Here is a 25,487-nt window from a genome sequence, read left to right as displayed (position 1 = left end):
CGCGACGGCCCCCGCAAGCAAGAGCCCGCGACTGTGCACATGCAGCACAGGCCGGAAATGGGCATATTGTGTTCGTTCAGGCCCCGAGAGCGGGACGGGGCGTCAGCCGTGGTCTTTCAGCAGACGCTGCTTTTGGCGGGACCAGTCGCGCTTGGCGGCAGTTTCCCGTTTATCGTGCAGCTTTTTACCCTTGGCGATGCCGATCTTGATCTTGGCCATGCCACGGTGATTGAAATACATCACCATCGGGACCAGCGTCATGCCTTTGCGTTGGGTTTCATTCCACAGGTTCGACAGTTCCTTCTTGGACACCAAGAGCTTGCGGCGACGGCGTTCCTCGTGGGTGAAGGTCTTGGCCTGCGTGTAAGGCGCGACGTAGGAGTTCACCAACCATAGCTCGCCATCTTCCACGGCGGCATAGCTTTCAGCGATATTGGCACCGCCGTTGCGCAGGGATTTGACCTCGGACCCTTCAAGAATGATGCCGCATTCGACATCATCGTCGATCGCGTAATCGAACCGCGCGCGGCGGTTTTCGGCGATGACCTTGTAGTTCGGGTCGGATTTGGAAGATGATTTAACCTGTGACATGCCAAGGATGTAGGGCGTTGCGGCCCTGCGCGCAAGATGCCGCAGCGGGCATAACCGCATGGACCGTCAGGCGGGGCGCGCCGGCCCTGCCCGCTTAGTCGCCCAGCTTGGCGTGCACCTCGGCAAGGTCGATCTCGCCCGTGGGCATCTTGTTTGCGGGATTGTCGAAATCGTATTTGAACAGCTCGAAATCCTTTTTGAAGATCTCGCGCATCAGATGCATCGACAGATCGTCGAAGTAATCCTCAACCGGGTGGGCGCGCTTGGGACCGTGGCCTTCGGATTCGTTAAACCGCGGAATGTCGGACAGATTCACCGCATGGGGCGTGTCGATGGCATCCAGCACGCTTTGCATGCCGTCGTTGAACTTCTCTGTCCAGATGATCTTGTCATAGGTGCCGCCGTTCACGATGAACGTGCTGACATGTCCCGACTGCGCGGACCAGTGGATGTCGGGGTCCATCGGGCGACGCCAGCGGATGGTGTCGCGGGCAAACAGCAGGAAGCGGCGGAAGCTGGCGATCTGGTCAAACTCTTGCTTGCCGTCATCGCCGCCGACCTCGATCCCGTATTTCTGCACGAGCAGCGGCACCAGATTGCCGCGATACCGCCGGCCATTGCGCTGGATGCCGCAGATCTTGTCAAAGAAAGAGCTGAGGATGCGGGTATATGGATTGCGCACGCAGGTGAAGGCGTAGGATTTGTGGTTTTCCACATTGCGCGTGATCAACGGCTGAGAGTCGTCATGCGCCCATTTGTGCATGCCCGATTTCGCGTCATGGATGTCGCCGTCAAAGAATTCGCCATGGTCCGAATAGAACATGATCTGCCCGATGGTCGAACAGGCGCATTTGGGCACCACGCGGTAGACCACGCTTTCGCTTTCTGTCATCCATGTCCCTGGGAAACCCATAATCGGCTCTGCCTCCTAAATTTTTTTCGCACTTATGCTGCCATTTATGGCGACAGAATGGCCTGAAATATAGAAAAAGCAAATATTCGCGGTTTATTCAATCGCTGTTCGCCTTTATCTAACAAACTCGTCCAGAGCAGAGGGGATGCGTGTTTCGCGATGGCCAGAATTGCCTATATCCTTTTGTGTCACAAAGACCCCGTTGCAATCATCAAGCAGGCGGAGAGATTGACGGCGTCTGGCGACTACATGTCGATCCACTTTGACGCCTCGGCCAGCCCGACCGATTTCGCACAGATCACCCAAGCGCTTGGCAAGAACCCCAATGTGACCTTCGCAAGCAAACGCATCCGCTGCGGTTGGGGAGAATGGTCGCTGGTACAGGCGACGCTGAACGCCGTCGAAAGCGCGATTGATGCCTTTCCGCGTGCCACACATTTCTACATGCTGTCGGGCGATTGCATGGCAATCAAATCCGCTGAATACATCCACGACTACCTTGATGATAACGACGTCGATTTCATCGAAAGCTTTGACTATTTCGAAAGCGACTGGATCAAGACCGGCTGGAAGGAAGAGCGGCTGATCTACCGTCACTGGTTCAACGAGCGCACCCAGAAAAAGCGGTTCTACGGCATGTTCGAACTGCAGAAACGCCTTGGCCTGACGCGCGACATTCCTGCGGACCTGCAAATCCAGATCGGTAGCCAGTGGTGGTGCCTGCGCCGCCAGACCATAGAGGCGGTGATGGCCTTCACCCGCAAGCGCAAAGACGTGATGCGGTTTTTCCGGACCACCTGGATTCCGGACGAGACGTTTTTTCAGACCATCGTGCGCCATATCGTGCCCGACAATGAAATTCGTGCGCGCACGCTGACGTTCCTGATGTTTACCGACTACGGCATGCCGGTGACCTTCTATAACGACCACTACGATCTGCTGCTGGCCCAAGACTATCTGTTCGCACGCAAGATCAGCAGCGAGGCAACGGACCTCAAGCGCCGGTTGGGGTTGCTCTATTCGGCCAAAGATGTCGAACTGCAGATCAGCAACGAAGGGCGTAACCTGTTCAAGTTCCTGACCGGTCGGGGCCGGATCGGGCGGCGGTTCTCTACCCGTTTCTGGGAGACGGAGAGCACGCTGGGGCGCGAGCGCGAGCTGCTGATTGTCGTGTGCAAAAAGTGGCATGTCGCCAAACGCGTGCTAGAGCAGATGCGTCAGGTCACCAACCTGCCCGCGATCGAATATCTTTTCAGCGAACAGGACACCCCCCTGCCCGATCTTGGCGGCATCCAGAACAGTCTGGGCAAGCGCACCCGCCACCGGCGGTCCCTGATGCGGATGCTGTTCGACTATTACGAGGCCGACCGGCTGATCGTCTGCATGGACCCCGGCGATATCGACCTGCTGAACGACTTTGCCTCAGACCGGTCGATGACACGGGTTCTCGAGATCGAATGCCAGTTCTCGGATGACTACCTGATCGGCCACGCCATGCGTGTGGGGCTGGCGGGCGAACGCACCTCGGCTGACACGCTGGAACGGCTGCTGCCCACCATCCGGAACGACCTGACCCTTGAATCCGACCGCATCCGCGACGCGCAGTTTGAAAACTACGCCCGGATGCGCGAAACAGCCTCGGCGCAGGACAATGCCGAGGCGCTGGCCGCTTTCCTGCGCATCTCTCCGGAACAGGCGCAGCCCATTGCCGACACACATTATCTTTTCACCGATTAAGGACATTCCATGGCTTACAGCTACGACGACCAGAACATCTTTGCCAAAATCCTGCGCGGCGAAATCCCGAACAACACGGTATACGAATCCGACCACGCGCTTGCCTTTCGCGATATCGAACCCCAAGCGCCGACGCATGTGCTGGTGATCCCCAAGGGCCCCTACATCAGCTTTGACCACTTCGCGGCAGAGGCAAGCGATGCCGAAATCGTCGGCTATGTGCGCGCCATCTCGGAAGTCTGCAAAGCCGAAGGGGTCACATTGGACGCGGGCGAAGGGTTTCGTATGATCGCCAATGCCGGCGCGCATGGGGTTCAGGAAGTCCCGCATCTGCATGTGCATATTCTGGGCGGTCGGCCCATGGGGCGCATGGTGGCGCGCCCCAGCTAACCCGTCACGACATTAATCTGTGCGCAAAAGGCGCGGCGTGATCTTGCGCCGCGCTTATTTGTTTTTACGACCCGCCCGCCAGCGCGCGAAACGGCCCTGCTTTTCGGCGATGTCATCTTCCAGCCGCTCTAACGTCGGATCGATGCGCGCGCGTTTGAACCGACGCCAGCGGACCCAGATCGCATAGACCACCGCGGCAAACAGGATCAGGATGATGATATTCAGGAACGGGATGCCCTTGCTGGCATCCGGCCCGTCCACCACGCGCACGGACACCGCGTTGGGGAAGATCGACAGGAACTCGTTGCGCCAGCCGTAATGCTTGACCGCCACATACTGCGGCGTACCGGCAGCGGACTTCAGATCAGATGCCTCGGCCTGCAGGTTGGTCGTGTCGAACTTGAAATACGGCGGCCAGCCCCAGCCGGTATCCTCGTTGCGGTAAACCATGACGTCGCCTTTGGCCCGACGCGTCTGGATGAAGAAAACATCGCGGTTGCCCAAGGCGGTGCTGTTGCCCACATCCGCATGCGACCAGAAGATCGAGTTCTCTCCAAAGTCGATGCGCTTTTCATAGGTGTCGGTGATCCGTACGATATCGACCTGAGGCAGCGTATAGTGAAAGAACGCGGCAATGATCAGCCAGATCACACCCCAGAAGGTCCATTTGATGATCGCCATCGGCGTTACCCCTTAGTTAAAGTTAGTGAGGTAGACGGTCAGGATGACCAGCCCCACCGGGACAATATAGACCCCAAGGATCAGCTTGCGACGGATCGACCCGTCATATCGTTTGAGCCCTCGTTGCACGAAAATGTCGCGATCCACAAGACGCGGCCCGTCCGCCCACTTCTGGTAAAGCTTGCCGCGCCGTACCCGACGCGAATAGATCGACAGGGCGATATAGATGATCGTTAGAACGACGAACCCGATGACGATCAACCTTAACAAAGCCAGCATAATCCCTGCGCCTCTCTTGTGCCCCGGGCCGGGTGTCAGTCGGTGACGGGCCAGACGATCTTGATCTCGCCGCCGCTTTCACGCTCTGGGGTTTCCAGCTCTCCGCCCAATTGCTGGGCGGCGGCAAGCAGGATGCGCATGCCGAGCCCCGTGCCCGTGGTCCGATCTTTGGGAATACCGGGGCCGTCGTCAATGCAGCTGAGGTGGTAGAAGCCGCCCTTGCGCTCGCCGCGCAGGTCGAGTGTCCCGCGCTTGCGGCCCTCGTAGGCGTATTTCGCAGCGTTGGTCATCGCCTCGTTCACGATCATCCCCACGGATGACGCAGAACGGGACGACAGATGCGCCTGATCGACCTCTATGTTCACCTGCACCCCGTCAGGCAATTGTTCACTGGTGGAATGGGCGACCTTCTTCAGGAAGGCTGCGATATCCACCGCGGCACCGGTTTCAGTCAGGTACAACGCTTCATGCAGGCTGCTGATGGTCGACAGGCGACCCTGAATGGTGTCCAGCGCGGCGCGGGCTTCGGGGGATTTTTCGCTGCGGATCTGGATGCGGATCAATGCCTCCAGGGACTGGAGCGAGTTTTTCACGCGGTGGTCGACCTCTTTGCGCAGCACCTCGGCATCGGCCAGTGCCTTGCGCAGCTCGATCTGGCGCATCGCCTGCCCCGCCAGCACCTTGAGCGCACGGCGCTGGAAATCATTCAACTGATGCGGTTTTTTATCCAGCACGCAGAGCGTCCCGAGCGGCAGATTCTTGTCATCCTCCAGCAAGGCACCGGCATAGAACCGGATCGAATCCTCGCCGGTGACGAAATTATTGTCAGCGGTGCGCGGATCGGCGGTGGTGTCGTTCACCTCTAGGTAGTCATCCCCCGCGATGGCATGGGCGCAAATACTGTCGGTGATGTCGCTACCGTCAATTTCAAGCCCGACCTTGGATTTGAACCACTGGCGGTCTTCATCCACCAAAGAGATCAGCGCGATCGGCACCTCGCAAATCTCTGCCGCGAGGCGCGTGATGTCGTCGAACCCTTCTTCGGGGGCGGTATCCAGAATATTATATCCCCGCAGCAACGCGAGGCGCATTTCTTCTTGTTCTATCAAAGATGCTTTCATCGGGAACACTCACGAAACAGCGTGCGGAAAGCACTTTTAACAAGACTAAGGATGCAGGCGATAGGCACGGATATAGCCTGACACGCCCATCCCGCGACAGCGATGCGTCAAGATATCGACGTGACAGGGTACGTCAAGCCATATTCCCTGTTTGTACTCGCGGTCATCCCCAACCGCTAAAAGGGCGTTTGCCCCCCGTAAAAGGGGGCAGCGCAATCAGCCTATGACGTTGAAATCAGGGCCATAAGGATAGCCGGTGATATTGTCGTTACCGTCTTCTGTGATCACCAGAATATCATGTTCGCGGTAGCCGCCCGCGCCGGGTTGACCTTCGGGAAGGGTCAGCATCGGCTCCATCGAGATGACCATGCCGGGTTCAAGCACCGTGTCGATGTCTTCGCGCAGCTCCAGCCCTGCTTCGCGGCCATAGAAATGCGACAGCACGCCGAACGAATGACCATAGCCGAAGGTGCGGTATTGCAACAGGTCACGCTCTTCGAGGAAGGCGTTGATCTTGTGGGTCACATCGGCGCAGCTGATACCGGGCTTCAGCAGGCTCATCCCGTATTCATGGGCAGCGACATTTGCCTCCCAGATTTTCAGGCTTGCGGGGTCCACCTCTCCGGCGAACATGGTGCGTTCCAGCGCCACGTAATAGGCCGAGATCATCGGGAAGGTGTTCAGCGACAGGATATCGCCGCGCTCCAGCTGCCGTGCAGTGACCGGATTATGCGCACCATCGGTGTTGATGCCGGATTGGAACCACACCCAGGTGTCGCGGTATTCGGCGTCGGGGAACCGCTTGGCAATCTCAAGCTCCATCGCATCGCGGCCTGCCATTGCGATGTCGATCTCGCGCGCGCCGACCTTGACCGCATCGCGGATCGCATAGCCACCCACGTCAGCAACCTGAGCGGCCTGACGGATCAACGCAATCTCTGCCGGAGACTTGTGCATCCGCTGGCGCATGGTCGTCTCGAACAGGTCGATCATCACCACCGGCTCAAGGAAATCTTCCAGCTTGTCGCGCTGCATTAGCGTCAGGTGGTCACCTTCATAGCCGATCACCGCGCCCTTGCCCGTAACCGAGGCGACGGCGCGCCAATAATTATCGCGCTGCCAGTCGGTATAGGTGATGTTGTCGCAGAAGCTGCGGCGCCACGGCTGACCGGCGTCGATGCCTGCGGAAATCGTCACACAGTCTGTCTCGGTCACCACCAGCCCATAGGGGCGGCCAAAGGCGCAATACAGAAAGCCCGAATAATAGGCGATATTGTGCATCGACGTGAAGACCGCCGCCGTCGCTCCGGCCGCATCCATCCGTTCGCGCAGCTCTTCCAGGCGCGCTTCGTATTCAGCGGTGTCAAACGGCAGCGGAGACTTCGTGCCGTTATGGAAACGGTACATATCGGGACGGGCGGTTTTGGATGTATTGGTCATATCAGACCCTCCTTCTCAGAAAGGTCCCGGCGTGCAGGACGCAAGGGCCGTGAAATGCAGGACGACGCCATCGTCCCAACCCGCCCCCTGTCTCGCCGATTTGCGCGGCCCGATCAAGGCTCACTTTATGCCAAGCAGCGCTTTCACCATATCGCTGTCGGGGTCTTCCAGCAGGTCGATAATGTCAAAGTGGTGCCGCCCCTCGACGACGAACTGCTTGGCCCCCCACACGCGCGAGAATTGTTCGGCCTGCTCCAGAAAGGCGGGGCGTTCATCGGCCCCGACCCAGATCGTGACGTTCACCCCATGGGGCGGCGTCATGTTCACGGGGCTTTCCGCCGTCGCTTCGGCTTCGTCCAGCTGAAGAATGTCGTTCATAGAGGTCTGCAACAGCGGCATCAGATCTGCCACGGGCGAGATGGACACGATATTCTCGATCCGGTCGCGGACATCGCCGGACAGGATCAGCGGGTCGGTCATGCGGGCAACCTGCTGCCCACCTGCGGAATGGCCGACAAGCGCCAGCGCACCTTGGGTGCGTTTGGCGATCTCGGAAATGGCGCGGGCGACCTGTCCGGTGATCTGGCTGATCCGCACATCGGGGCACAGGTCATAGCCGACCATCGCAACCGCATAGCCGCGCGCCAGGGGGCCAGCCGCCAGATGGGACCAATCGGCAGGAGCAAACGCTTTCCAATAGCCACCGTGGACAAAGATCACCGTGCCCCGCGACACGCCTTCGGGTTCAAACAGATCATAGACTTCGCGGTCGGTCGGCCCGTAAGAGATATTCTTTTGCGCACGAAACCCCAGCTTCTTGCGGAATGCCGCTGCGGCGTCTTTCCAGCGGGGCGGATATGCCTCTGCGTTATCGATATAAGCGGCGTTGGCATAGGCGTCGTCTAGCTGCATGTGGTCCTCCGTCAGCGTCCCGATACGAACTGGAACTAGACAATCATAGCGTTTGTTGCTTTGGGTAACCACAGACAAAAGCGGAGAGATCAAAATGACTGACGCAAAGACTGACCTGAAATCAATGCTCAAGGATCCAAGCCTGCTAGAGACCCGCGCCTATATCGGTGGCGAATGGGTGGATGGCGACGATGGCACCTTTGATGTGGTGAACCCCGCCCGCGGCGATGTGATTGCCAAGGTCGCCAACCTCAGCCGTGCGCAGGTGGCCGGTGCCATCGCCCAGGCGGAAAAGGCACAGAAGGAATGGGCCAGCTGGACCGGCAAGGAACGGGCCGGCGTCATGCGCAAATGGTTCGACCTGATGATGGAAAACCAAGACGATCTGGGGGCCATCCTGACCGCTGAACAGGGCAAGCCTCTGGGCGAGGCCAAAGGCGAAATCGCCTATGGCGCGTCCTTTATCGAATTCTTCGGCGAAGAGGCCAAGCGCGTCTACGGCGAGACCATCCCCGGCCACCAGCGCGACAAGCGGATCACCGTGATCAAGCAGCCCATCGGCGTGGCCGCGTCGATCACGCCCTGGAACTTCCCCAACGCGATGATCACCCGCAAGGCCGCGCCCGCGCTGGCCGCCGGCTGCGCCTTCGTGGCGCGCCCCGCTGCGGAAACACCGCTGTCGGCAATCGTGATGGGCGTGCTGGCCGAACGCGCGGGCATCCCCGCAGGCGTGTTCAACGTGCTGCCGTCGTCCTCTTCTTCTGCCGTGGGCAAGGAGTTCTGCGAAAACCCCGCCGTGCGTAAACTGACCTTTACCGGTTCGACCGAAGTGGGCCGCATCCTGCTGAAACAGGCTGCCGATCAGGTCATGAAATGCTCGATGGAGCTGGGGGGCAACGCGCCGTTCATCGTCTTTGACGACGCCGATCTGGACGCCGCTGTCGAAGGCGCGATCCTGTGCAAGTTCCGCAACAATGGCCAGACCTGTGTTTGCGCGAACCGCATCTACGTGCAGGCCGGTGTCTATGACGCTTTCGCCGAAAAGCTGAAAGCCCGCGTTGAAAAGATGAAGGTCGGCGACGGCTTTGAAGACGGCGTAGAGCTGGGGCCGCTGATCAACGGCGATGCCTCCGAGAAGGTGAAAGAACATGTCGAGGACGCGGTGTCGAAAGGTGCCGAAATCCTGCTGGGCAGCAAAGAAGAGAAGATGGAGGGCAACTTCCTCGCGCCGACCATCATCACCGGTGTGACGCAGGATATGAAAGTCTCGAAAGAGGAAACCTTCGGCCCGCTCGCCCCGCTGTTCAAGTTCGACAACGAAGACGACGTGATCGAGATGGCCAATGACACGATCTTTGGCCTCGCGTCCTACTTCTACGCCAAAGACCTAAGCCGCGTGTATAAGGTCGCAGAGGCGCTGGAATATGGCATCGTGGGTGTGAACACCGGCATCATCTCGACCGAGGTCGCGCCGTTTGGCGGCGTCAAGCAGTCCGGTCTGGGCCGCGAAGGCAGCCACCACGGGATCGAGGATTACCTTGAGATGAAATACATCTGCATGTCAGTCTGACCTGCGGATCATCTGGCATTAGAAACGGGCGGCGGGATCATCCTGCCGCCCGTTTTCGTATCAGCTGTTCAGCGCGCGGGTGATCAACTGGCCCAAGCGTTCGATCCCTTCCGCGATCTTGCCTTCGGTCGAGGTGGAATAGCTGAGCCGCAATGTATTGCGCCCCGACCCGTCCGCGAAAAACGCGTGCCCCGGTACAAAGGCGACCCGTTCGCTTTCCAGCGATTGTTTCAGCAGATCGGCCCCGTCCAGCGTGTCGGGCAGTGTCACCCAGATGAACATGCCGCCTTCGGGTTTGGTCCAGCTCACCCCATCGGGCATATGCGCCTGCAGCGCTTCCAGCATAGTATCGCGACGGGCACGGTAGGCGCTTCGGATCGTGTCGATGTGGCTGTCGAAATGCTGCTCCGCGACCGAGGCCACGGCAATCTGGTTCAATGTGGCACTGTGCAGATCCGCCGCCTGTTTCATCAGCACAAGTTGCGAGATCACCGGCATCGCGGCGCAGACCCAGCCCACACGCAGCCCGGGCGACAGTGTTTTCGAAAAGCTGCCGCAATAGATCGTCCGACAGGCTTCCAGATCACCGTTCCGGCGTTCGGCCTCAAGCGCGAGGATCGGCGGGATCGCGTCGCCGTCAAAGCGCAGCGACTGATAGGCCGCGTCTTCGATCACGGCGATGTCCATTTCCTCGGCCAGATCAATCACCCGCTCGCGCGCGGCGCGGCTGACCGTGGCCCCTGTCGGATTGGCAAAATCAACGGAAAGATAGGCGAACTTGGCCGCGCCGCCTGCCTCTTTCGCGGCGGCGGTATAATCCGCGCCACTGCGGTTGCTCAGCGGGTCCAGCTTGTCGTAGCGCGGCTCGTAGGCGTTAAAGGCGCCCAAAGCGCCCAGATAGGTCGGCCAGCCCACCAGCGCGGTATCCCCCGGCGACAGGAACAGCTTGCCCAGATAATCCAGCGCCTGCTGCGAGCCCGAGGTGATCAGGATGTTGTCCGGCGTCGCCGGAATACCGATCGCCTGCATCTGCGCGGCAATCCAGACACGAAGCGGTTTGTGCCCCTCGCTGGTGGAATACTGCAACCCCTGCGCCGCCATCGGCCCGTTCAGCGCCTCGGCAAAAGCGTCCTGAAACGCCGCTTTTGGAAACAGATCAGGGTCAGGAATACCACCGGCAAAAGAGATGATATCCGGCTGGTCCAACAGCTTGAGCAGCTCGCGAATTTCCGACGCCTTCATGCGATTGGCGCGTGTGGCAAATATTTCCTGCAGTGACATCCGGCGTTCCTCCCCCGACTGGATCGGGGCACTGTGCCCATTGCGCTATTTTAAGTCAACAACTGTGACCTAGCCCCACGCGCGCACAAAAAAGCCCGGCGCAAATGCACCGGGCTTCGTCTGTCACAGAGGGGACGGTTAGTTAACGGTGTTCGCGTCAACCACATCCTTTTCAATCGCCTTTGGCGCACGCGCGATCTGGATCTGGCGCGGCTTCAGCGCTTCGGGCACCTGACGTTCCAGATCGATGTGCAGCATACCGTCGGCATGGGCCGCGCCAGTCACTTGCACGTGATCCGCCAGATGGAAGCGGCGTTCGAACGCGCGGGTCGCGATGCCACGATGCAGATAGGTCTTGTCCGTATCTTCATCAGCTTTGCGCGCCGAGACGATCAGCGATTTTTCACGGACTTCAACGCTCAGGTCGCCTTCGGTAAAGCCGGCGACGGCGATGCTGATACGATAGGAATCATCGTCCAGTTTTTCGATGTTGTAAGGGGGATAGCTTGGCTGCGGTGCGTCGTTGGCCATCACGCGATCCATCAGATTGGCAATCTGGTCAAAGCCGACAGTCGAACGGTGCAGCGGTGCAAAATCAAAACTACGCATAGGTATTCATCCTCGTTTGAGCGATAATCATTCAGGCCTTCCACCATGGACAGACCCTGGGTTGTCTGCCGGAACCCTCAACAGGCGTTCCGGTGACATGCATGTGGGGATGGGTAAATCGCGTTTCAAGGGGACAAAATCACCCCTGATGACAAGGTCAGGGTTTGACGAATTTCGCGCCGGTGGTGCGGCGGCGATCCTCTGACGTGATGCGCTTGCTGACAACACCTCCGCCTTGGAACACCCCCTTGCCCGCCACCAGATCCGCCTGAAGCCGGGCCAGCGGTGCACCAAGCGCGGTACCAAGGGACACTTCCTTGTCCTCGACATGGGCCTTGGCGGATACGACAGACACAATCTGCGGCACCCCGTTTTCAAAGGTAAAGATCGGCGCACCACTGGCCCCGAAATCGACGGAGCATGTGGTCACCAGCACGCCTTCTTGGCGGGCCAGCACGCTGCAGACCTCTTGCAGGGACGGTGCCTCTGACCGGTCCTTGGCATAGCTCACCACCCCTAACTGGTCGCCGCGGCGCGGACGGCGGGCGGTGTCAAAAGGTTTGATCGTGGTATTGCGGATCGGCCGGTCGAGTTCGAGCAGGGCCAGATCGTTGCGCACACGGTCCGAGGATACGACGCCGTCGTAGACATAATCGGGATGCACCACCGCACGGCGCACATTGCGATAGGCCCCCGCCCGCCCGTTGCGCCAACCGGCAAGGAATTCTACCTCGCCATGATCAATGCGCTGCTTGCTTTCCTTGTCGTACAGACAATGCGCCGCCGTCAGCACCAGACGGGGCGCGATCAACGCGCCGGTGCAAAACCCTTTACCACCGATATCCAGACGACCCACGGCCTCCCACGCGCCGGCATCCACCCCCGTGTCCAGCCTGCGCAACCGCGCATCCTGAGCAAGGCCGGCCGTCGCGACGGTCAGGCACATGATAGAGATGGCTACCCAACGGCGCACGGATATCGCTCCTACTTCGGTGAGGTCTGGTCTTTAGCCTCTCCTAGCCGCGAGATAAGGCGAAAATGCGGCGAAAACCCTAGCGGAGGCGAGGAATCTGCAAGTTTGTGCCTTTTTCTTGCGACAACGCCGGAGGCTTCGGCCCACCCGACGCCCAATCCAGCAACTCTACCGTGTGCACCACGGGCACGCCCGCCGCCGATCCGATCTGCATCATGCAGCCGATGTTGCCCGCCGCGATCACATCGGGGTTCTTGGCCTGCAGGGTTCTGACCTTGCGGTCTTTCAACTGCTTAGAGATTTCGGGCTGCATCAGGTTATACGTCCCCGCCGACCCGCAGCACAGATGTGAATCCGCAGGCTCAACCACGGTAAAGCCTGCGCGTTTCAGCAAATCCTTGGGGTAGCTTTTGATCTGCTGGCCGTGTTGCAGCGAGCAAGCGGCATGATAGGCCACGGTCAGGCCGTGATGGGCGGGCGCGGGGGCCTTTGGCGCGTCGATGCCCGCGATATCCCCCTTGGCGGGGTTGGGCATGGCGTCTGGGTCTGCACCCCCCGCAAGATCATGCAGCACCTCGGACACATCCTTGGCGATCGCCGACACCCGCGCCGCATCTGCCGCCAGCGGGTCATTGTGGAACATATGGCCGTAGTCTTTCACCGTGGTGCCACAGCCCGAGGTGTTGATGACGATGGCGTCCAACCCCTGCCCGTCCATCTCGGCGCACCATGCCTTGATGTTGCGCGCCGCTGTGGCGTGGCTTTCGCTGGTTTTGCCCATGTGATGGGTCAGCGCCCCACAGCAGCCCGCGCCCTCTGCCACGACCACCTCGCAGCCCTGCCGTGTCAGCAGGCGGATGGTGGCGTCGTTGATGTCGGTGTTCAGCGCCTTTTGCGCACAGCCCGTCATCAGCGCCACCCGTTTGCGCGGTGCCCCCTGCGCGGGGAAGCTTTGCGGGTCGTCGTTGCGGCTGACCGGCGGGATCGTCTTGGGGGCCATCTCGATCATCGCACGCAACCGCGCGTCGGGCATCAACCGCGCGAAGGGCCGCCCGATCTTCGCCCCCAGAAGTGCCAACCGGAACCGCGTCGGATAGGGCAGGATACGCGCCAGAATCCACCGCAGGGCACGGTCGCTGAAGGGCCGTTTGTAGCGTTTTTCGATGTAATCGCGGGCGTGATCCACCAGATGCATATAGTGCACGCCCGAGGGGCAGGTCGTCATACACGCTAGACAAGACAGGCAGCGGTCGATGTGTTTGACCGTCTTTTCATCCGGATCGCGGTCGTTCTCGAGCATGTCCTTGATCAGATAGATACGCCCGCGCGGGCTATCCAATTCGTCACCCAACACCTGATACGTGGGGCATGTGGCGGTGCAAAAGCCGCAATGCACACAGGCGCGCAGAATCTCGTTGCTGCGCGCCGTCGCGGGGTTTTTCAACTGTTCTGCGGTGAATGTGGTTTGCATGAAAGCTCCGGCATTGCGGGCACGAGACCCTGACGAGGTAAAGAGTTAAGCGGCGACGGTGCTGGCCCAGATCAGGCCGAACCAGGGCAGCGTGGTGGCCAAGATCCCCAGCACATTGGTCCAGCGCTGCGTGACGGGGCCGGGATAGGCGCGGCGCAACACCTGCGCGACAAAGGCCAGAACGGCGATCCAGCCCAGCCAGATACAGGCAATCGCCCCCATCGACGCCAGCAGGTTTTCGCCCCAATACTGCGCCACGCCATAGCGTATCGCCATCCCCGCCACGGCACAGAGAAAAGCCAAGAGCACCAGCGCACGTAGGCTGCGCCGGTCAGGCTTGCCACGGGTCAAGAGGCGGAACACCAACGGCCCGCCGATAAAGACGACAAGGAAGACCGCAAGCAAGCTCATGCCGCGCGGTCCAGCTGGCCCGCGTTAAAAATGCCCTTGGGATCGAACTGCGCCCGCAGGGCCGCTGTCAGCCGCGCCACACCGGCGGGTTCGGGGTGGAACACGCCCAAGCGCGCCTTGGTCTGTGCATCGGCCCGCACCAGCGTTGCATGCCCATCCATCGGCCCGATGGCCGCGCGCAGATCATGGCCCGCGACGCAGCGCAGCCAGATCAGCCCGCCCGCCCAGTCATAGGTCCAGCGCTCTGCCCCCGACCGCGCCGCGATCCCCGGCGCGTCAGAGGGTTTGCACGACACGCGCCACACATCACCCTGCCCGTCGTGAAACGCCGCCACATCACGGATGCCGGACCAAAGCGCCTGCGTCGCCGCTGCATCGCGTTGCTCGACCTCTGCCCCCGCGCCGGCGAGCAACGCTTGAAGCTGGCTCAGACGGTAGCTGACCGATGCCTCGAACCCTTCGATGCGCAGTGCGGTTTCGCGGGTGGCAGGGTCATGGGCGGCCCCTGTCACCTCGAATGCGCTGCCAAGGGCGCGGGCCATCGCGGCCACAGCGGCCCTATCGTCCAGCCCGTGCAACACCAGGGTCGCCTGCGTTTCAGGGCGTGGCAGCACCTTCATCGATACCTCGCTCAGCACACCCAAAGTGCCGTAAGACCCCGCCATCAGCTTGACCAGATCATAGCCGGTGACATTCTTCATCACGCGCCCGCCGTTCTTGACCACGGCACCGCGCCCGTCGACAAAGCGCACCCCCAGCAGAAAGTCCCGCGCCGCCCCGACCGAGATCCGCCGCGGCCCGCTGATATTGCCTGCCATCACCCCACCGATCGTCGGCGTGCCGCTGGTGCCCAACAGTCCGCGATGGTCCATCGGTTCGAACGCGAGACGCTGGTTTTCGGCGGCCAGCGCCTCTTCGATCTCGGCCACGGGGGTGCCGGGTTTCGCGACCAGCGTCAGCGCACCGGGTTCATACAGCGTGATCCCCTGCAGCCCCGCGACGCGCATGATCTGACCTGTCGCGGGCAGGCCGCGCGTGCCGCCCCCCTGAACCGAGATCGGGCCAGCGGCACCTTTGACCGCTTCGACCAGTGCCTCTTCGGATGTGATGGCCATATCTCGGCTCCTTCGTCGTGCGTGTCATCTGTTGAAGATCAGCAGTTAATCAGGCGCGGATTATTCCGCCGCCAGCGCCACGGCGCGGCGTGTCTCTGACGCGTCCAGCGGAAAGACCTTGGCGGGGTTCAGCAGCCATGCGGGGTCGAACACATCCTTCACCGCCATCTGCGCCTCCAGATCGTCGGGGGCGTATTGCACATGCATCAGATCGCGTTTCTCAATCCCGACGCCATGTTCGCCGGTCAGACAGCCGCCCACTTCGACGCAGAGCTTGAGGATCTCGGCCCCGAATGCCTCGCAAAGCTCCAGATCGCCCGGTTTGTTGGCATCAAACAGGATCAACGGGTGCATATTGCCGTCGCCTGCATGGAACACATTGCCGACCTTCAGCCCGAACTGATCGCTGAGTTCCTTGATACGTTTGAGCACGAAGGGCAGCGAGGACACAGGGATGGTGCCATCCAGACACATGTAGTCGTTGATCTGCCCCATCGCGCCAAAGGCCGATTTCCGACCCAGCCAGATCTTGGCGCTTTCCTCAGCGGATTTGGATTGCCGCAGCTCCACCGGATTGTGCCGCTGCGCGATGTCGGAAATCAGACCCAACTGGTGGTCGATCTCCGCGTCGGAGCCTTCGACCTCGATGATCAGCAACGCCTCGCACATGGGATAACCAGCCTTGGCGAAGGCCTCCGTCGCTTCGATACAGGGGCGGTCCATGAATTCGATGGCGACGGGCAAGACACCCGCCTTGATGATGTCAGAGACACATTCCCCCGCGACCTCGTTATCGTCGAACCCGATCAACACGGGCCGCGCGCCTTCGGGTTTGTGCAAGATGCGCAGCGTGGCTTCGGTGACGACCCCCAGCTGCCCTTCAGAGCCGCAGATCAGCCCCAGCAGGTCCAGCCCGCCCGCATCCAGATGCGCGCCGCCGACCTCGATCACCTCGCCATCCATCAAGACCATCGTAACGCCCATGAGGTTGTTGGTCGTCACCCCGTATTTCAGACAATGCGCCCCGCCCGAATTCATCGCGATATTGCCCGCGATGGCACAGGCCAGCTGGCTTGAAGGGTCGGGCGCGTAAAAGAAACCGTCTTCCTCGACCGCGCCTGTGACGCTCAGGTTGGTACGCCCGGTTTGCACCTTGATGATGCGGTTGGGGTAATCGGTTTCGATCACCTCGTTCATACGCGCCACGCCAAGGATCACGCAGTCCGCCGTGGGCAGCGCGCCCCCCGCCAGCGACGTGCCCGAGCCGCGCGGCACGACGGGCACGCCCTCTTCGTGGCAGATGCGCAACACGTCCGACACCTGCTGTGTGGTATAGGGCAACACCGCCACCATCGGCGCACATTTATAGGCGGTCAGCGCGTCACATTCATAGGCCCGCGTCTCGCGTTCATCCGAGATGACAGCATCAGCCGGCAAAACCTGACGCAGCCGATCAACCACGCGCGTCTTGCGCGCGATCACGGCTTGGCTGGGAATGGGCATTTCCATGGCGAACCTCCAGTTTGGTAAAATAATATGACCAATTAAAGACATTGGCAACATAGAACCAGTCGGCGTATGCAGCTTAGCATGACTTTGATGGATCGCATCGCCCTGTTTCAACCGCTGGATTATGCCGCTTTGGCGATAATCTTTTGCGCCTGGCTGGCCATTGGCTGGCGCATCGAACACCCGAACCCCGCGAAGCCCTCTGTGTCGCTGATCATGGCGCAATACCGGCGCGAATGGATGACCCAGATGATCACCCGTCAGCCGCGTATCTTTGATTCGCAGATGATCAGCACCCTGCGGCAAAGCACAGCTTTCTTCGCCTCTACCAGCATGATCGCTTTGGGCGGGACACTGGCGCTTTTGGGCAACAGCGAGCGTCTGTCGACGGTGGTCGAAGACCTTGCCCTGACCGAGCTGCCCACCGTGGTGTGGGAATTCAAAATGCTGCTGCCACTGTTCTTTCTGACCAACGGCTTTCTGAAATTCGTCTGGTCAAACCGGCTGTTTGGCTATTGTTCGGTGCTCATGGCCGCCGTACCAAATGACCCCGAGGACCGCCGCGCACCCCCGCTGGCGTCCAAGGCGGCAGAGATCAACATCACCGCCGCACGCAGTTTCAATCGGGGGTTGCGATCGCTTTATTTTGCGCTGGCCAGTCTGGGCTGGATCGTCGGCCCAATCCCCCTCACCGTAGCGGCCATGGTCACCGTCATCATCATCTGGCGGCGCGAGTTCACGTCACTGTCACGGCGCATTCTATTGGAAAATGAGCAAGGCTAGTCTATATGTCTGTTTTCAGACATTGGTGTATTCATGTACAAATTGATCCTTTCCATTCCGCTGCTGGTTGCAGCACAGGTCGCTGCGGCAGACCCGACCTCCATCAACTCGGTGCGCGTGTCGAAAGAGGGCGGCCTTTATAAATTCGACGTGACAATCAGCCATAATGATACCGGCTGGGACCACTTTTCGGACGCGTGGCGCATTCTGGATGCCGATGGCAACCAGCTGGCGATCCGCGAATTGATCCACCCCCACGTGGACGAACAACCGCTAACCCGTTCCCTGTCCGGCGTTGAGCTGCCCGCAGGCACGACAGAGGTCGGCATTCAGGCCCGCGATACGCAGTCCGGTTGGGGGAAGGAGATCAAGAAGGTCCAGATCAAGTAAGGTTTGGGCCCTGCCGGACCCCAGAGCTGGCGGATTTATACGCGGTGGTATGGGCCGCCCGACAGGATCGAGGCGGCGCGATACAGCTGTTCTGCCAGCATGACGCGCACCAGCATGTGCGGCCAGACCATCTTGCCGAATGACAGCGCATGATCCGCCTCGCGGCGTAGCTCTTTGTCGATGCCATCCGCGCCGCCGATGACAAAGCACAGATCCCCCCGCCCCTGATCGCGCCAGCCCCCTAGACGGTTGGCGAAGTCCGGCGAGGTTTCGACCTTGCCCCGTTCGTCCATCACGCAGATCAACGACCCCGCAGGAATGGCACGGCGCAGCAGCGCGGCTTCGGCGGGCATACCGCCATTTTTCTTATCCTCAACCTCGATCACGCGCGCGGGCCCAAGGCCCAGCGCGCGACCGGTTCGATCGAACCGATTCAGATAATCATCAATGAGGTCTTTTTCCGGTCCGGCGCGCAAACGCCCGACCGCACAGATGTGAACACGCATGAACCCTGCCTGAAAGGCAGCTTAATGCGGCATCACGGCTGGGGCTTCTGTGGTCATCCACATCTTCTCCAGCTGGTAGAATTCGCGGACTTCCGGACGGAACACGTGAACGATCACATCGCCTGTGTCGATCAGCACCCAGTCGCCGGTTTCCTTGCCTTCGACCTTGGGCGAACGGCCATAGTCGTCCTTGACCATCTGAGCCAGCTTTTCGGCGATTGCCGAAACCTGACGCGAAGACCGGCCGGAGCACACAACCATATAGTCGCCGATTGCCGTTTTGCCGCGCAGATCGATCTGCACAACTTCTTCGGCTTTGTCGTCGTCAAGTTGGGAAAGGATTGAAGCCAGCAGAGCGTCGCTTGTGGCTGTGTTTTGTTCAGCAGTCATCAGGGCTGCCTGCGGGGTAGCAGTCGGAACTGCATTTGAAAGCGTTGACAGGACATTGTCCTCCTTTAGACGCGCCGACAGTCCCCCGGCGCTGGGGATGTCCTAGAATAGGCACGCCGAAGTGAAATTTCAATGACAAGCGGCCATGACCGGCATTTACCGGCGCGCGCCAGTCGGGGCCGTTCCGCGAGCCGCGACACCACCGCTTTGACGGGCCGCCCGTAACGCGGCCAGAGAATGGCATACCCTGACGGGCAAACTCTTGTCCGCTGTGCATTTTTGCCAACGGCACTGGCGTTGTCAGGGGGTACGACGACCACCCTCCTCGCAGCGCCATGAAGGTCTGGCCGAAAGGCACATATGCCATCTGTCCGGCTCGGGCTGGCAGTCGTGCCATTGCGTCACAAAGCTGCCATGCGCCCGCGACAGGGGGATATGGGGGTTCGGGCGCAGTCACGACCGGTTCACGGCCCCGCTGATTCCCGCCGCTCATTCCTGTGTTGATCCGACACCTGCACCCGCGCGGGACAGGGCGAGCTTGCTGTCGTCCAGAACCTTGACCTCGCGCTGCGGGAAGGGGATGGAAATCCCGTGCTCTTTGAACGCATCCCAAAGCGCCAGATAAACATTGCCCCTGATATTGGTCAGGCCGCCTGTCGGGTCCTTGATCCAGAAGCGCAGGATGTAATCGACGCTGCTGTCCCCAAAGCCCACGATATGACAGACCGGAGCCTTGAAGCTCAGCACCCTCTCGACCCCGCTTGCCGCCTCTACCGCAAGCTTGCGCACCACATGGGGATCATCCCCGTAAGCGGTGCCGAAATAGATATCGAGCCGCACAAAATCGTTGGAGTGGGACCAGTTCACCACCTGACCGGTGATCAGGTCCTCGTTCGGGATCAGATATTCCTTCCCGTCCCGCGTCACGACAGAGGCATAGCGCGCGCCCAAGGTCTGGATCCAGCCAAAGGTATCGCCAAGGCTGATCACATCCCCCGGCTTGATCGACTTGTCGATGAGGATGATGATCCCCGACACAAGGTTCGACACGACCTTTTGCAGGCCGAAACCGAGGCCCACACCAATCGCCCCCGACAGCACCGCAAGCCCGGTAAGGTCAATTCCGACGGCCTTGACCCCCATAAAGAAAGCGATGCCATAAAGCGTCAGCTGTACACCCTTCACCGCCAACACCTGCATAGAGGGGCTGATGTCTTCGTTCTTGCGGATCGTGGCAGCGCTGGTCTGGCTGATGATCCGCGCCACAGAGAAGAACAGACCGATCACCACCAGCGCGGTGATCACCGTCAACAGCGACAGCCGGAAATCCCCGATCGACAGCGCCACCGAATCCAGAAACGCCGAGACATCATCAACCACGTTCAGCGCATAGAGCGTGGCGTAGATCCACAGCCCCCATGTCACCAGACGCCGCATGGGGCGGTTGCGCACCAGCCGCGCTGCGAAGGCGATACAGACCCAAACAGCCACCAGCGTTGCGAATATGCCGATCAGATAGGACCGCGAGGGCCAGGTAATGTTCTGCATCACCAGATAGACTGTCCCTGCCAGCAGGGCGAACCACATCAGCCCCAGACGCCGCTTGACCTGCACCACCATGCGCAGCTGCCATTTGGACCACCCCTCGCGCGAGCGGACCCAGTTTTGCAGCCAGTTGCCCGTGGCGTGATGCAGCCCCCATGATATCAGCGCAAGCCCGAGCAGGATGAACATCTGGTACTGACGCCAGCCGGGCTGCATCAGGCTTTCCGCCAATCCGATCCCCCCTGCGATCAACGCCTGGATACTCTCAAGGAAATGGGCAAAGGGGTCTGGGGTCATCATAAACTTTCAAGGCAAGAAACTTGTACAGGGCTTCAATGGTGGGACAATCCCGCGCACCGCGCAAGAAGGGATACCCGCGTCCGTGCACAACCACGTGATCCGATGCAGCCGCGCCACCACCGTGCCACCACCGCACACCGTCAGAATCCTTGATCACATGGCCGAAAGCGTCTAGCTAAGCCGCTATGACACATGTTTCAGACGATCTGTTCAACATTTGCGACCGCGCCCGCTTGCGCGAACGCTTTTTCGGGGCAACCCACACCGTGCTGGCGCGACTATAAACGCCCGCCCGCGCCTTGGCGCTCGTCTTTCGTACACCCCTATACTTCGCTTACATAACATACGGGAGAGGACCACATGTCCCCCAAAACGCTCTATGATAAAATCTGGGATGCCCATGTCGCGCACGAGGCCGACGATGGCACCTGCCTTCTGTACATCGACCGTCACCTCGTCCACGAAGTGACCAGCCCGCAAGCCTTTGAAGGGCTGCGAATGACGGGCCGCACCGTGCGCCGCCCCGACCAGACCATCGCTGTGCCCGATCACAACGTGCCGACCACGCTGGACCGCGCCAACGCCGCGACAATGACCGAAGACAGCCGCGTTCAGGTGGCCGCCCTTGATACAAACGCCAAGGAATTCGGCCTGCACTACTACCCCGTGTCCGACGTGCGTCAGGGCATCGTGCATATCGTCGGCCCCGAGCAGGGCTGGACCCTGCCCGGCATGACCGTTGTCTGCGGCGACAGCCACACCGCGACACATGGTGCCTTTGGGTCGCTGGCCCACGGGATCGGCACCTCGGAGGTGGAACACGTGCTGGCGACGCAAACGCTGATCCAGAAGAAATCCAAGAACATGAAAGTCGAGATCACCGGCAAACTTGCCCCCGGTGTGACCGCCAAGGACATCACCATGACCGTGATCGGTGAAACCGGCACGGCGGGCGGCACCGGCTATGTCATCGAATATTGCGGCGAGGCGATCCGTGACCTGTCGATGGAAGGCCGCATGACCGTCTGCAACATGGCCATTGAGGGCGGCGCGCGCGCTGGCTTGATCGCGCCGGACGACAAGACGTTCGAATATTGCAAAGGCCGCCCCCACGCGCCCAAGGGTGCCCAGTGGGAAGCCGCGATGGATTGGTGGAAAACACTGTATTCCGATGACGACGCCCATTGGGACAAGGTCATCACGATCAAGGGCGAAGACATCGCACCAGCCGTCACCTGGGGCACCTCGCCCGAGGATGTTCTGCCCATCACCGCCAAAGTGCCCGCGGCATCGGACTTTACCGGCGGCAAGGTCGACGCGGCGAAACGCGCGATCGAATACATGGGCCTGACCGAAGGCATGGCGCTGACCGATATCGAGATCGATACCGTGTTCATCGGGTCTTGCACCAACGGCCGCATCGAAGACCTGCGCGCTGCGGCGGCAGTTCTGAAAGGCAAGAAGATCAAGGACGGGATGCGCGCCATGATCGTCCCGGGCTCCGGCCTTGTGCGGGCGCAGGCCGAGGAAGAAGGGCTTGCCGATATCTTCAAGGATGCCGGTTTCGAATGGCGCCTTGCGGGGTGCTCCATGTGTTTGGCGATGAACCCCGACCAATTGGCACCGGGCGAACGCTGCGCATCGACATCGAACCGCAACTTCGAGGGCCGTCAGGGCTTTAAGGGGCGCACCCATTTGATGTCCCCCGCGATGGCTGCCGCTGCCGCTCTTACCGGACGTTTGACCGATATCCGCAAGCTCGACGCGTAAGCGGCCAGCAGATCAAAGGACAACAAAACCATGAACAAATTCGACAAACTTTCCGGGATCGCGGCCCCCATGCCGATGGTGAATATCGACACCGATATGATCATCCCCAAGCAGTTCCTGAAAACGATCAAACGGTCGGGCCTTGGCGTGAACCTGTTTGACGAGATGCGCTATGACCGCGACGGCAACGAAGTACCGGATTTCGTGCTCAACAAACCGCAATACCGTGACGCGCAGATTCTTGTAGCGGGCGATAACTTCGGTTGTGGTTCTTCGCGGGAACACGCGCCTTGGGCCATCGCCGATTTCGGCATCACCTGTGTCATCGCGCCCAGCTTTGCGGACATCTTCTACAACAACTGCTTCAAGAACGGCATCCTGCCGATCGCCCTGCCGCAAGAGCAGGTGGACCTGTTGATGAAAGACGCCGAAAAAGGCTCTAACGCGCGGATCGAAGTGGATCTTGAGGCGCAGACGATCACCAGCTCTGACGGTGAAGTCATCAGCTTCCAGGTTGACGCGTTCAAGAAGCACTGCCTGATGAACGGACTCGACGATATTGGTCTGACGCTGGAAAAAGCGGCCTCTATCGACAGCTTCGAATCTGCCGCTGCACAGGCACGCCCCTGGGTCTGACCCTCACGGGCCCGGCCCGACGGGCTGGCGCGCTTGACCTAACCACGGGTTGAGTTCTATACATGGTTGTGGGCACCGCTTTGTTGCCCACAACAGACCGCGGGTTGCGTCATTTTCGCCGCAGCTATGATGCAATATCGCACCACACCTGCGCTCAAAATGTCTCAGATCCGCGCGCATCGTCAGGAACGGGCTTGAGGAATGTGGCGAAAGAAGACACAATTGAGGCAATTCTGAGGCAGGCCTTCGACACCCGAGGGCATCAAGTTGGAACAAGCACGCGGCAAAGAATCGTGGCTGGCCAGTTTGGAAGGGTAGTTTTGTGATTGCACGTATATCCGGCGCGGCAGCGCGTGGCATTCTGGTGGCATTGTTGATTGCAACGCCCGCCCTCATGTTACCCGATGCGTTGAACGATTCCAGCCAGATCACAATGCTGGTGGCACTGATCGCCTGCTTTCTGACGTTCATCGAATACAACTCGAACTTCCCCAGCATCATCGAATTCCGCGACGCGGCCCCCTTCAACCGGCTGCGCTATGTCTGCTTGCTGGTCACCATCATCCTGCTGACGTTGATCCTGAAGCAAAAGGTCAGCCCCTCGGTTCTGGGCGGTGCCATGACCTCTATCGGGACGATCCTTGGCAATGCGATGGATTTCCCCTTTTCGCCGGTGCGCATGATTGTCCTGATGCTGCCCGAAAGCGCCAGCGACGCACTGGTGACATCGGTCCGTACGTCCGCGGGCATGGCCTATCTGATCTCGCTGATCTCGATGGGGGCGTTTCTGGTGCTGGTGCGCATCATGAATTGGCCAGTGCGTCAGGGGGCCTTTAACGTCTGGGTGAACCTGCCGCTGTTCGACCCGACCGCGGGCGGCGATGTCATCTATCGTCTGCAACGGGACGCACGGATCAATATCGCGCTTGGCTTCCTTCTGCCCTTCCTGATCCCCGCAGTAGTCAAAGCGGCGGCCGATCTGCTAGACCCGATTACATTGCAGAACCCGCATACCCAGATCTGGACAGTCGCCGCATGGGCCTTCCTTCCTGCCAGCATCATCATGCGCGGCATTGCCATGGGCAAGATCGCCGAGATGATCGAAGAGAAACGCCGTCGCGCCTATGCCGACGAGGCGGAGAAAGATCACGGCTTGCAGCCAGCCTGATCGCAGGCGTTCTGCTGGCCGCATCCCCCGCGGTGGCAGAGCCCCTGCGCATCGCCACCTTCAACACCGAATTATCGCGGGCCGGACCGGGTCTGCTGCTGCGCGACATTGCCAAAGGGGCGGACCCGCAGATTACCGCTGTGACGCGCCTGCTGGCGGATGTCGGTGCCGATATCATCGTGCTGCAGGGGGTGGATTACGATCTTGGCGGCACAACGCTTGGCGCTTTGGCGGACAGGCTTGGCGAGGCTGGCCCCAGCTACCCCTACCGTTTCGCGCTGCCCCCGAATGCGGGACGGCCCACGGGTCTGGATATGGACGGCGACGGAAAAGCGGGCGGCGCGCGCGATGGTCAGGGCTATGGCCGCTTCTTCGGCGCGGGCGCGATGACGATCCTGTCGCGCTATCCCGTGCTGCGCACCGACGTTCAGGATTACAGCGATTTCCTGTGGCGTGACCTGCCCGATGCGCTGCTGCCGCAGACGGACGGTGCCCCCTTCCCCTCTGCCGCGGCGCAAGAGGTGCAGCGGCTTGCCTCGCACGGGGCATGGGTCGTGCCGATCGACATCCCAGACCAAGCGCCCCTGACCTTGCTGACCTTCTATGCCACGCCCCCTGTGTTCGACGGACCAGAGGACCGCAACGGCAAACGCAACCATGATGAAATCCTGTTCTGGGATCACTATCTGGCGGGCACCTTCGGCCCGCCGCCAACAGACCGTTTTATCCTGCTGGGGGATGCAAATCTTGATCCGGCGAAAGGCGAAGGGCTGCGCGCCGCGATCCAGACGCTGTTGGATCACCCCGCGCTGCAAGACCCGCTGGCGGGTCAGCCCACCGTCACCTTCGACGGTTTGGGCGATATGCGTGTCGACTATCTACTGCCCTCAACCGACTGGCGCATCGTCGCCGCTGGCGTGACCCGCGACCCTGCTGCCAGCCGTCATGGCGTGGTCTGGGTCGATCTTGACCGCTAGCCGTTCTTGACCCCTCTGG

27 protein-coding genes are annotated in these 25,487 nt (G+C 60.5%); 10 read left to right on the top strand and 17 right to left on the bottom strand.

Annotated features, from left to right (window positions below; translation table 11 throughout):
• Positions 1–102: 102 nt before the first annotated feature.
• Both smpB and ACNQ62_RS14075 read right to left on the bottom strand, forming a co-directional pair.
• A complete protein-coding gene (gene smpB / locus ACNQ62_RS14080; protein ID WP_009825868.1) occupies positions 103–591 on the bottom strand; it encodes an SsrA-binding protein SmpB in 489 nt (162 codons plus the stop codon).
• Positions 592–685: 94 nt separating this feature from the next.
• Positions 686–1,504: a sulfotransferase family protein gene (locus tag ACNQ62_RS14075; protein WP_037943017.1), complete on the bottom strand. Its 819-nt coding sequence runs from the start codon at positions 1,502–1,504 to the stop codon at positions 686–688.
• Positions 1,505–1,663: 159 nt separating this feature from the next.
• Between ACNQ62_RS14075 and ACNQ62_RS14070 the strand changes: the two genes are divergently transcribed.
• Both ACNQ62_RS14070 and ACNQ62_RS14065 read left to right on the top strand, forming a co-directional pair.
• The gene (locus ACNQ62_RS14070) at positions 1,664–3,241 is read left to right on the top strand and encodes a DUF5928 domain-containing protein (protein WP_037964727.1); all 1,578 of its coding nucleotides are present in this window, start codon (positions 1,664–1,666) and stop codon (positions 3,239–3,241) included.
• A 9-nt stretch (positions 3,242–3,250) separates the two neighbouring features.
• Positions 3,251–3,631 (top strand): histidine triad nucleotide-binding protein, encoded by a 381-nt coding sequence (locus ACNQ62_RS14065; RefSeq protein WP_005851062.1) that lies wholly within the window; start codon positions 3,251–3,253, stop codon positions 3,629–3,631.
• 54 nt (positions 3,632–3,685) lie between these two features.
• Here the strand turns inward: ACNQ62_RS14065 and ACNQ62_RS14060 are convergent, their stop codons facing one another.
• The 5 genes from ACNQ62_RS14060 to ACNQ62_RS14040 form a co-directional block, all read right to left on the bottom strand.
• Complete coding sequence (locus tag ACNQ62_RS14060; RefSeq protein ID WP_005851059.1) at positions 3,686–4,312, bottom strand: DUF1523 family protein; 627 nt, start codon at positions 4,310–4,312, stop codon at positions 3,686–3,688.
• Positions 4,313–4,324: 12 nt separating this feature from the next.
• Entirely contained in the window at positions 4,325–4,591 is a 267-nt protein-coding gene (locus tag ACNQ62_RS14055; RefSeq protein WP_005851057.1) for a hypothetical protein, read from the bottom strand.
• Between the two features lie 35 nt (positions 4,592–4,626).
• On the bottom strand, positions 4,627–5,682 hold the full coding sequence (locus tag ACNQ62_RS14050; RefSeq protein WP_240790830.1) for a histidine kinase dimerization/phosphoacceptor domain -containing protein: 1,056 nt from the start codon (positions 5,680–5,682) through the stop codon (positions 4,627–4,629).
• 246 nt (positions 5,683–5,928) lie between these two features.
• On the bottom strand, positions 5,929–7,152 hold the full coding sequence (locus ACNQ62_RS14045) for an aminopeptidase P family protein (RefSeq protein ID WP_418095107.1): 1,224 nt from the start codon (positions 7,150–7,152) through the stop codon (positions 5,929–5,931).
• 120 nt (positions 7,153–7,272) lie between these two features.
• Positions 7,273–8,064, bottom strand: coding sequence for an alpha/beta hydrolase (locus ACNQ62_RS14040; RefSeq protein WP_180828596.1), 792 nt, complete (start codon positions 8,062–8,064; stop codon positions 7,273–7,275).
• A gap of 94 nt (positions 8,065–8,158) precedes the next feature.
• Here ACNQ62_RS14040 and ACNQ62_RS14035 point away from each other — a divergent pair, with 94 nt between their 5' ends.
• Positions 8,159–9,634 carry an NAD-dependent succinate-semialdehyde dehydrogenase gene (locus ACNQ62_RS14035; RefSeq protein WP_037964723.1) on the top strand — a complete coding sequence of 492 codons (1,476 nt, stop codon included), beginning with the start codon at positions 8,159–8,161 and terminating at the stop codon, positions 9,632–9,634.
• Positions 9,635–9,694: 60 nt separating this feature from the next.
• Here the strand turns inward: ACNQ62_RS14035 and ACNQ62_RS14030 are convergent, their stop codons facing one another.
• The 7 genes from ACNQ62_RS14030 to ACNQ62_RS14000 form a co-directional block, all read right to left on the bottom strand.
• Positions 9,695–10,915 carry a PLP-dependent aminotransferase family protein gene (locus ACNQ62_RS14030; RefSeq protein ID WP_418095106.1) on the bottom strand — a complete coding sequence of 407 codons (1,221 nt, stop codon included), beginning with the start codon at positions 10,913–10,915 and terminating at the stop codon, positions 9,695–9,697.
• A 138-nt stretch (positions 10,916–11,053) separates the two neighbouring features.
• Positions 11,054–11,524 carry an Hsp20 family protein gene (locus tag ACNQ62_RS14025; RefSeq protein ID WP_005851048.1) on the bottom strand — a complete coding sequence of 157 codons (471 nt, stop codon included), beginning with the start codon at positions 11,522–11,524 and terminating at the stop codon, positions 11,054–11,056.
• A 157-nt stretch (positions 11,525–11,681) separates the two neighbouring features.
• Complete coding sequence (locus ACNQ62_RS14020) at positions 11,682–12,470, bottom strand: trypsin-like serine peptidase (protein ID WP_005851046.1); 789 nt, start codon at positions 12,468–12,470, stop codon at positions 11,682–11,684.
• Positions 12,471–12,576: 106 nt separating this feature from the next.
• A complete protein-coding gene (glcF, locus tag ACNQ62_RS14015) occupies positions 12,577–13,968 on the bottom strand; it encodes a glycolate oxidase subunit GlcF (protein WP_418095105.1) in 1,392 nt (463 codons plus the stop codon).
• Positions 13,969–14,013: 45 nt separating this feature from the next.
• On the bottom strand, positions 14,014–14,379 hold the full coding sequence (locus ACNQ62_RS14010; RefSeq protein ID WP_037943001.1) for a hypothetical protein: 366 nt from the start codon (positions 14,377–14,379) through the stop codon (positions 14,014–14,016).
• A complete protein-coding gene (locus tag ACNQ62_RS14005) occupies positions 14,376–15,494 on the bottom strand; it encodes an FAD-binding protein (protein WP_418095104.1) in 1,119 nt (372 codons plus the stop codon). Before ACNQ62_RS14005 ends, ACNQ62_RS14010 begins: the two co-directional genes overlap by 4 nt.
• 60 nt (positions 15,495–15,554) lie before the next feature.
• Complete coding sequence (locus ACNQ62_RS14000) at positions 15,555–17,003, bottom strand: FAD-linked oxidase C-terminal domain-containing protein (protein ID WP_132997470.1); 1,449 nt, start codon at positions 17,001–17,003, stop codon at positions 15,555–15,557.
• 81 nt (positions 17,004–17,084) lie between these two features.
• Between ACNQ62_RS14000 and ACNQ62_RS13995 the strand changes: the two genes are divergently transcribed.
• Together ACNQ62_RS13995 and ACNQ62_RS13990 are read left to right on the top strand one after the other, a co-directional pair.
• Complete coding sequence (locus tag ACNQ62_RS13995) at positions 17,085–17,786, top strand: DUF599 domain-containing protein (RefSeq protein ID WP_418095103.1); 702 nt, start codon at positions 17,085–17,087, stop codon at positions 17,784–17,786.
• A gap of 33 nt (positions 17,787–17,819) precedes the next feature.
• On the top strand, positions 17,820–18,176 hold the full coding sequence (locus tag ACNQ62_RS13990; protein ID WP_064216286.1) for a hypothetical protein: 357 nt from the start codon (positions 17,820–17,822) through the stop codon (positions 18,174–18,176).
• Positions 18,177–18,211: 35 nt separating this feature from the next.
• Here ACNQ62_RS13990 and rlmH read toward each other — a convergent pair whose 3' ends face one another.
• From rlmH to ACNQ62_RS13975, 3 genes are all read right to left on the bottom strand, one after another.
• Entirely contained in the window at positions 18,212–18,682 is a 471-nt protein-coding gene (gene rlmH / locus ACNQ62_RS13985) for a 23S rRNA (pseudouridine(1915)-N(3))-methyltransferase RlmH (RefSeq protein WP_009825853.1), read from the bottom strand.
• 21 nt (positions 18,683–18,703) lie between these two features.
• On the bottom strand, positions 18,704–19,072 hold the full coding sequence (gene rsfS, locus ACNQ62_RS13980; RefSeq protein WP_005851034.1) for a ribosome silencing factor: 369 nt from the start codon (positions 19,070–19,072) through the stop codon (positions 18,704–18,706).
• A gap of 489 nt (positions 19,073–19,561) precedes the next feature.
• A complete protein-coding gene (locus tag ACNQ62_RS13975; protein ID WP_418095102.1) occupies positions 19,562–20,917 on the bottom strand; it encodes a mechanosensitive ion channel family protein in 1,356 nt (451 codons plus the stop codon).
• Positions 20,918–21,102: 185 nt separating this feature from the next.
• Here ACNQ62_RS13975 and ACNQ62_RS13970 point away from each other — a divergent pair, with 185 nt between their 5' ends.
• The 5 genes from ACNQ62_RS13970 (at position 21,103) to ACNQ62_RS13950 (ending at position 25,468) form a co-directional block, all read left to right on the top strand.
• Positions 21,103–21,201, top strand: a complete 99-nt coding sequence (locus tag ACNQ62_RS13970; RefSeq protein WP_037954076.1) for a hypothetical protein — start codon at positions 21,103–21,105, stop codon at positions 21,199–21,201.
• Between the two features lie 76 nt (positions 21,202–21,277).
• Entirely contained in the window at positions 21,278–22,687 is a 1,410-nt protein-coding gene (leuC, locus tag ACNQ62_RS13965) for a 3-isopropylmalate dehydratase large subunit (protein ID WP_037942994.1), read from the top strand.
• 30 nt (positions 22,688–22,717) lie between these two features.
• Positions 22,718–23,323 (top strand): 3-isopropylmalate dehydratase small subunit, encoded by a 606-nt coding sequence (gene leuD / locus ACNQ62_RS13960; RefSeq protein ID WP_005851028.1) that lies wholly within the window; start codon positions 22,718–22,720, stop codon positions 23,321–23,323.
• 322 nt (positions 23,324–23,645) lie between these two features.
• Positions 23,646–24,491, top strand: coding sequence for a hypothetical protein (locus tag ACNQ62_RS13955; RefSeq protein WP_005851026.1), 846 nt, complete (start codon positions 23,646–23,648; stop codon positions 24,489–24,491).
• A gap of 32 nt (positions 24,492–24,523) precedes the next feature.
• The gene (locus ACNQ62_RS13950) at positions 24,524–25,468 is read left to right on the top strand and encodes an endonuclease/exonuclease/phosphatase family protein (protein ID WP_418095101.1); all 945 of its coding nucleotides are present in this window, start codon (positions 24,524–24,526) and stop codon (positions 25,466–25,468) included.
• Positions 25,469–25,487: the final 19 nt, after the last annotated feature.

Source organism: Sulfitobacter sp. SBS6 (assembly GCF_048285585.1).
GTDB classification, from domain to species: domain Bacteria; phylum Pseudomonadota; class Alphaproteobacteria; order Rhodobacterales; family Rhodobacteraceae; genus Sulfitobacter; species Sulfitobacter pontiacus.
Note: the sequence above shows the minus strand (reverse complement) of the source record. Positions and strands in the feature narration are given on the sequence as shown.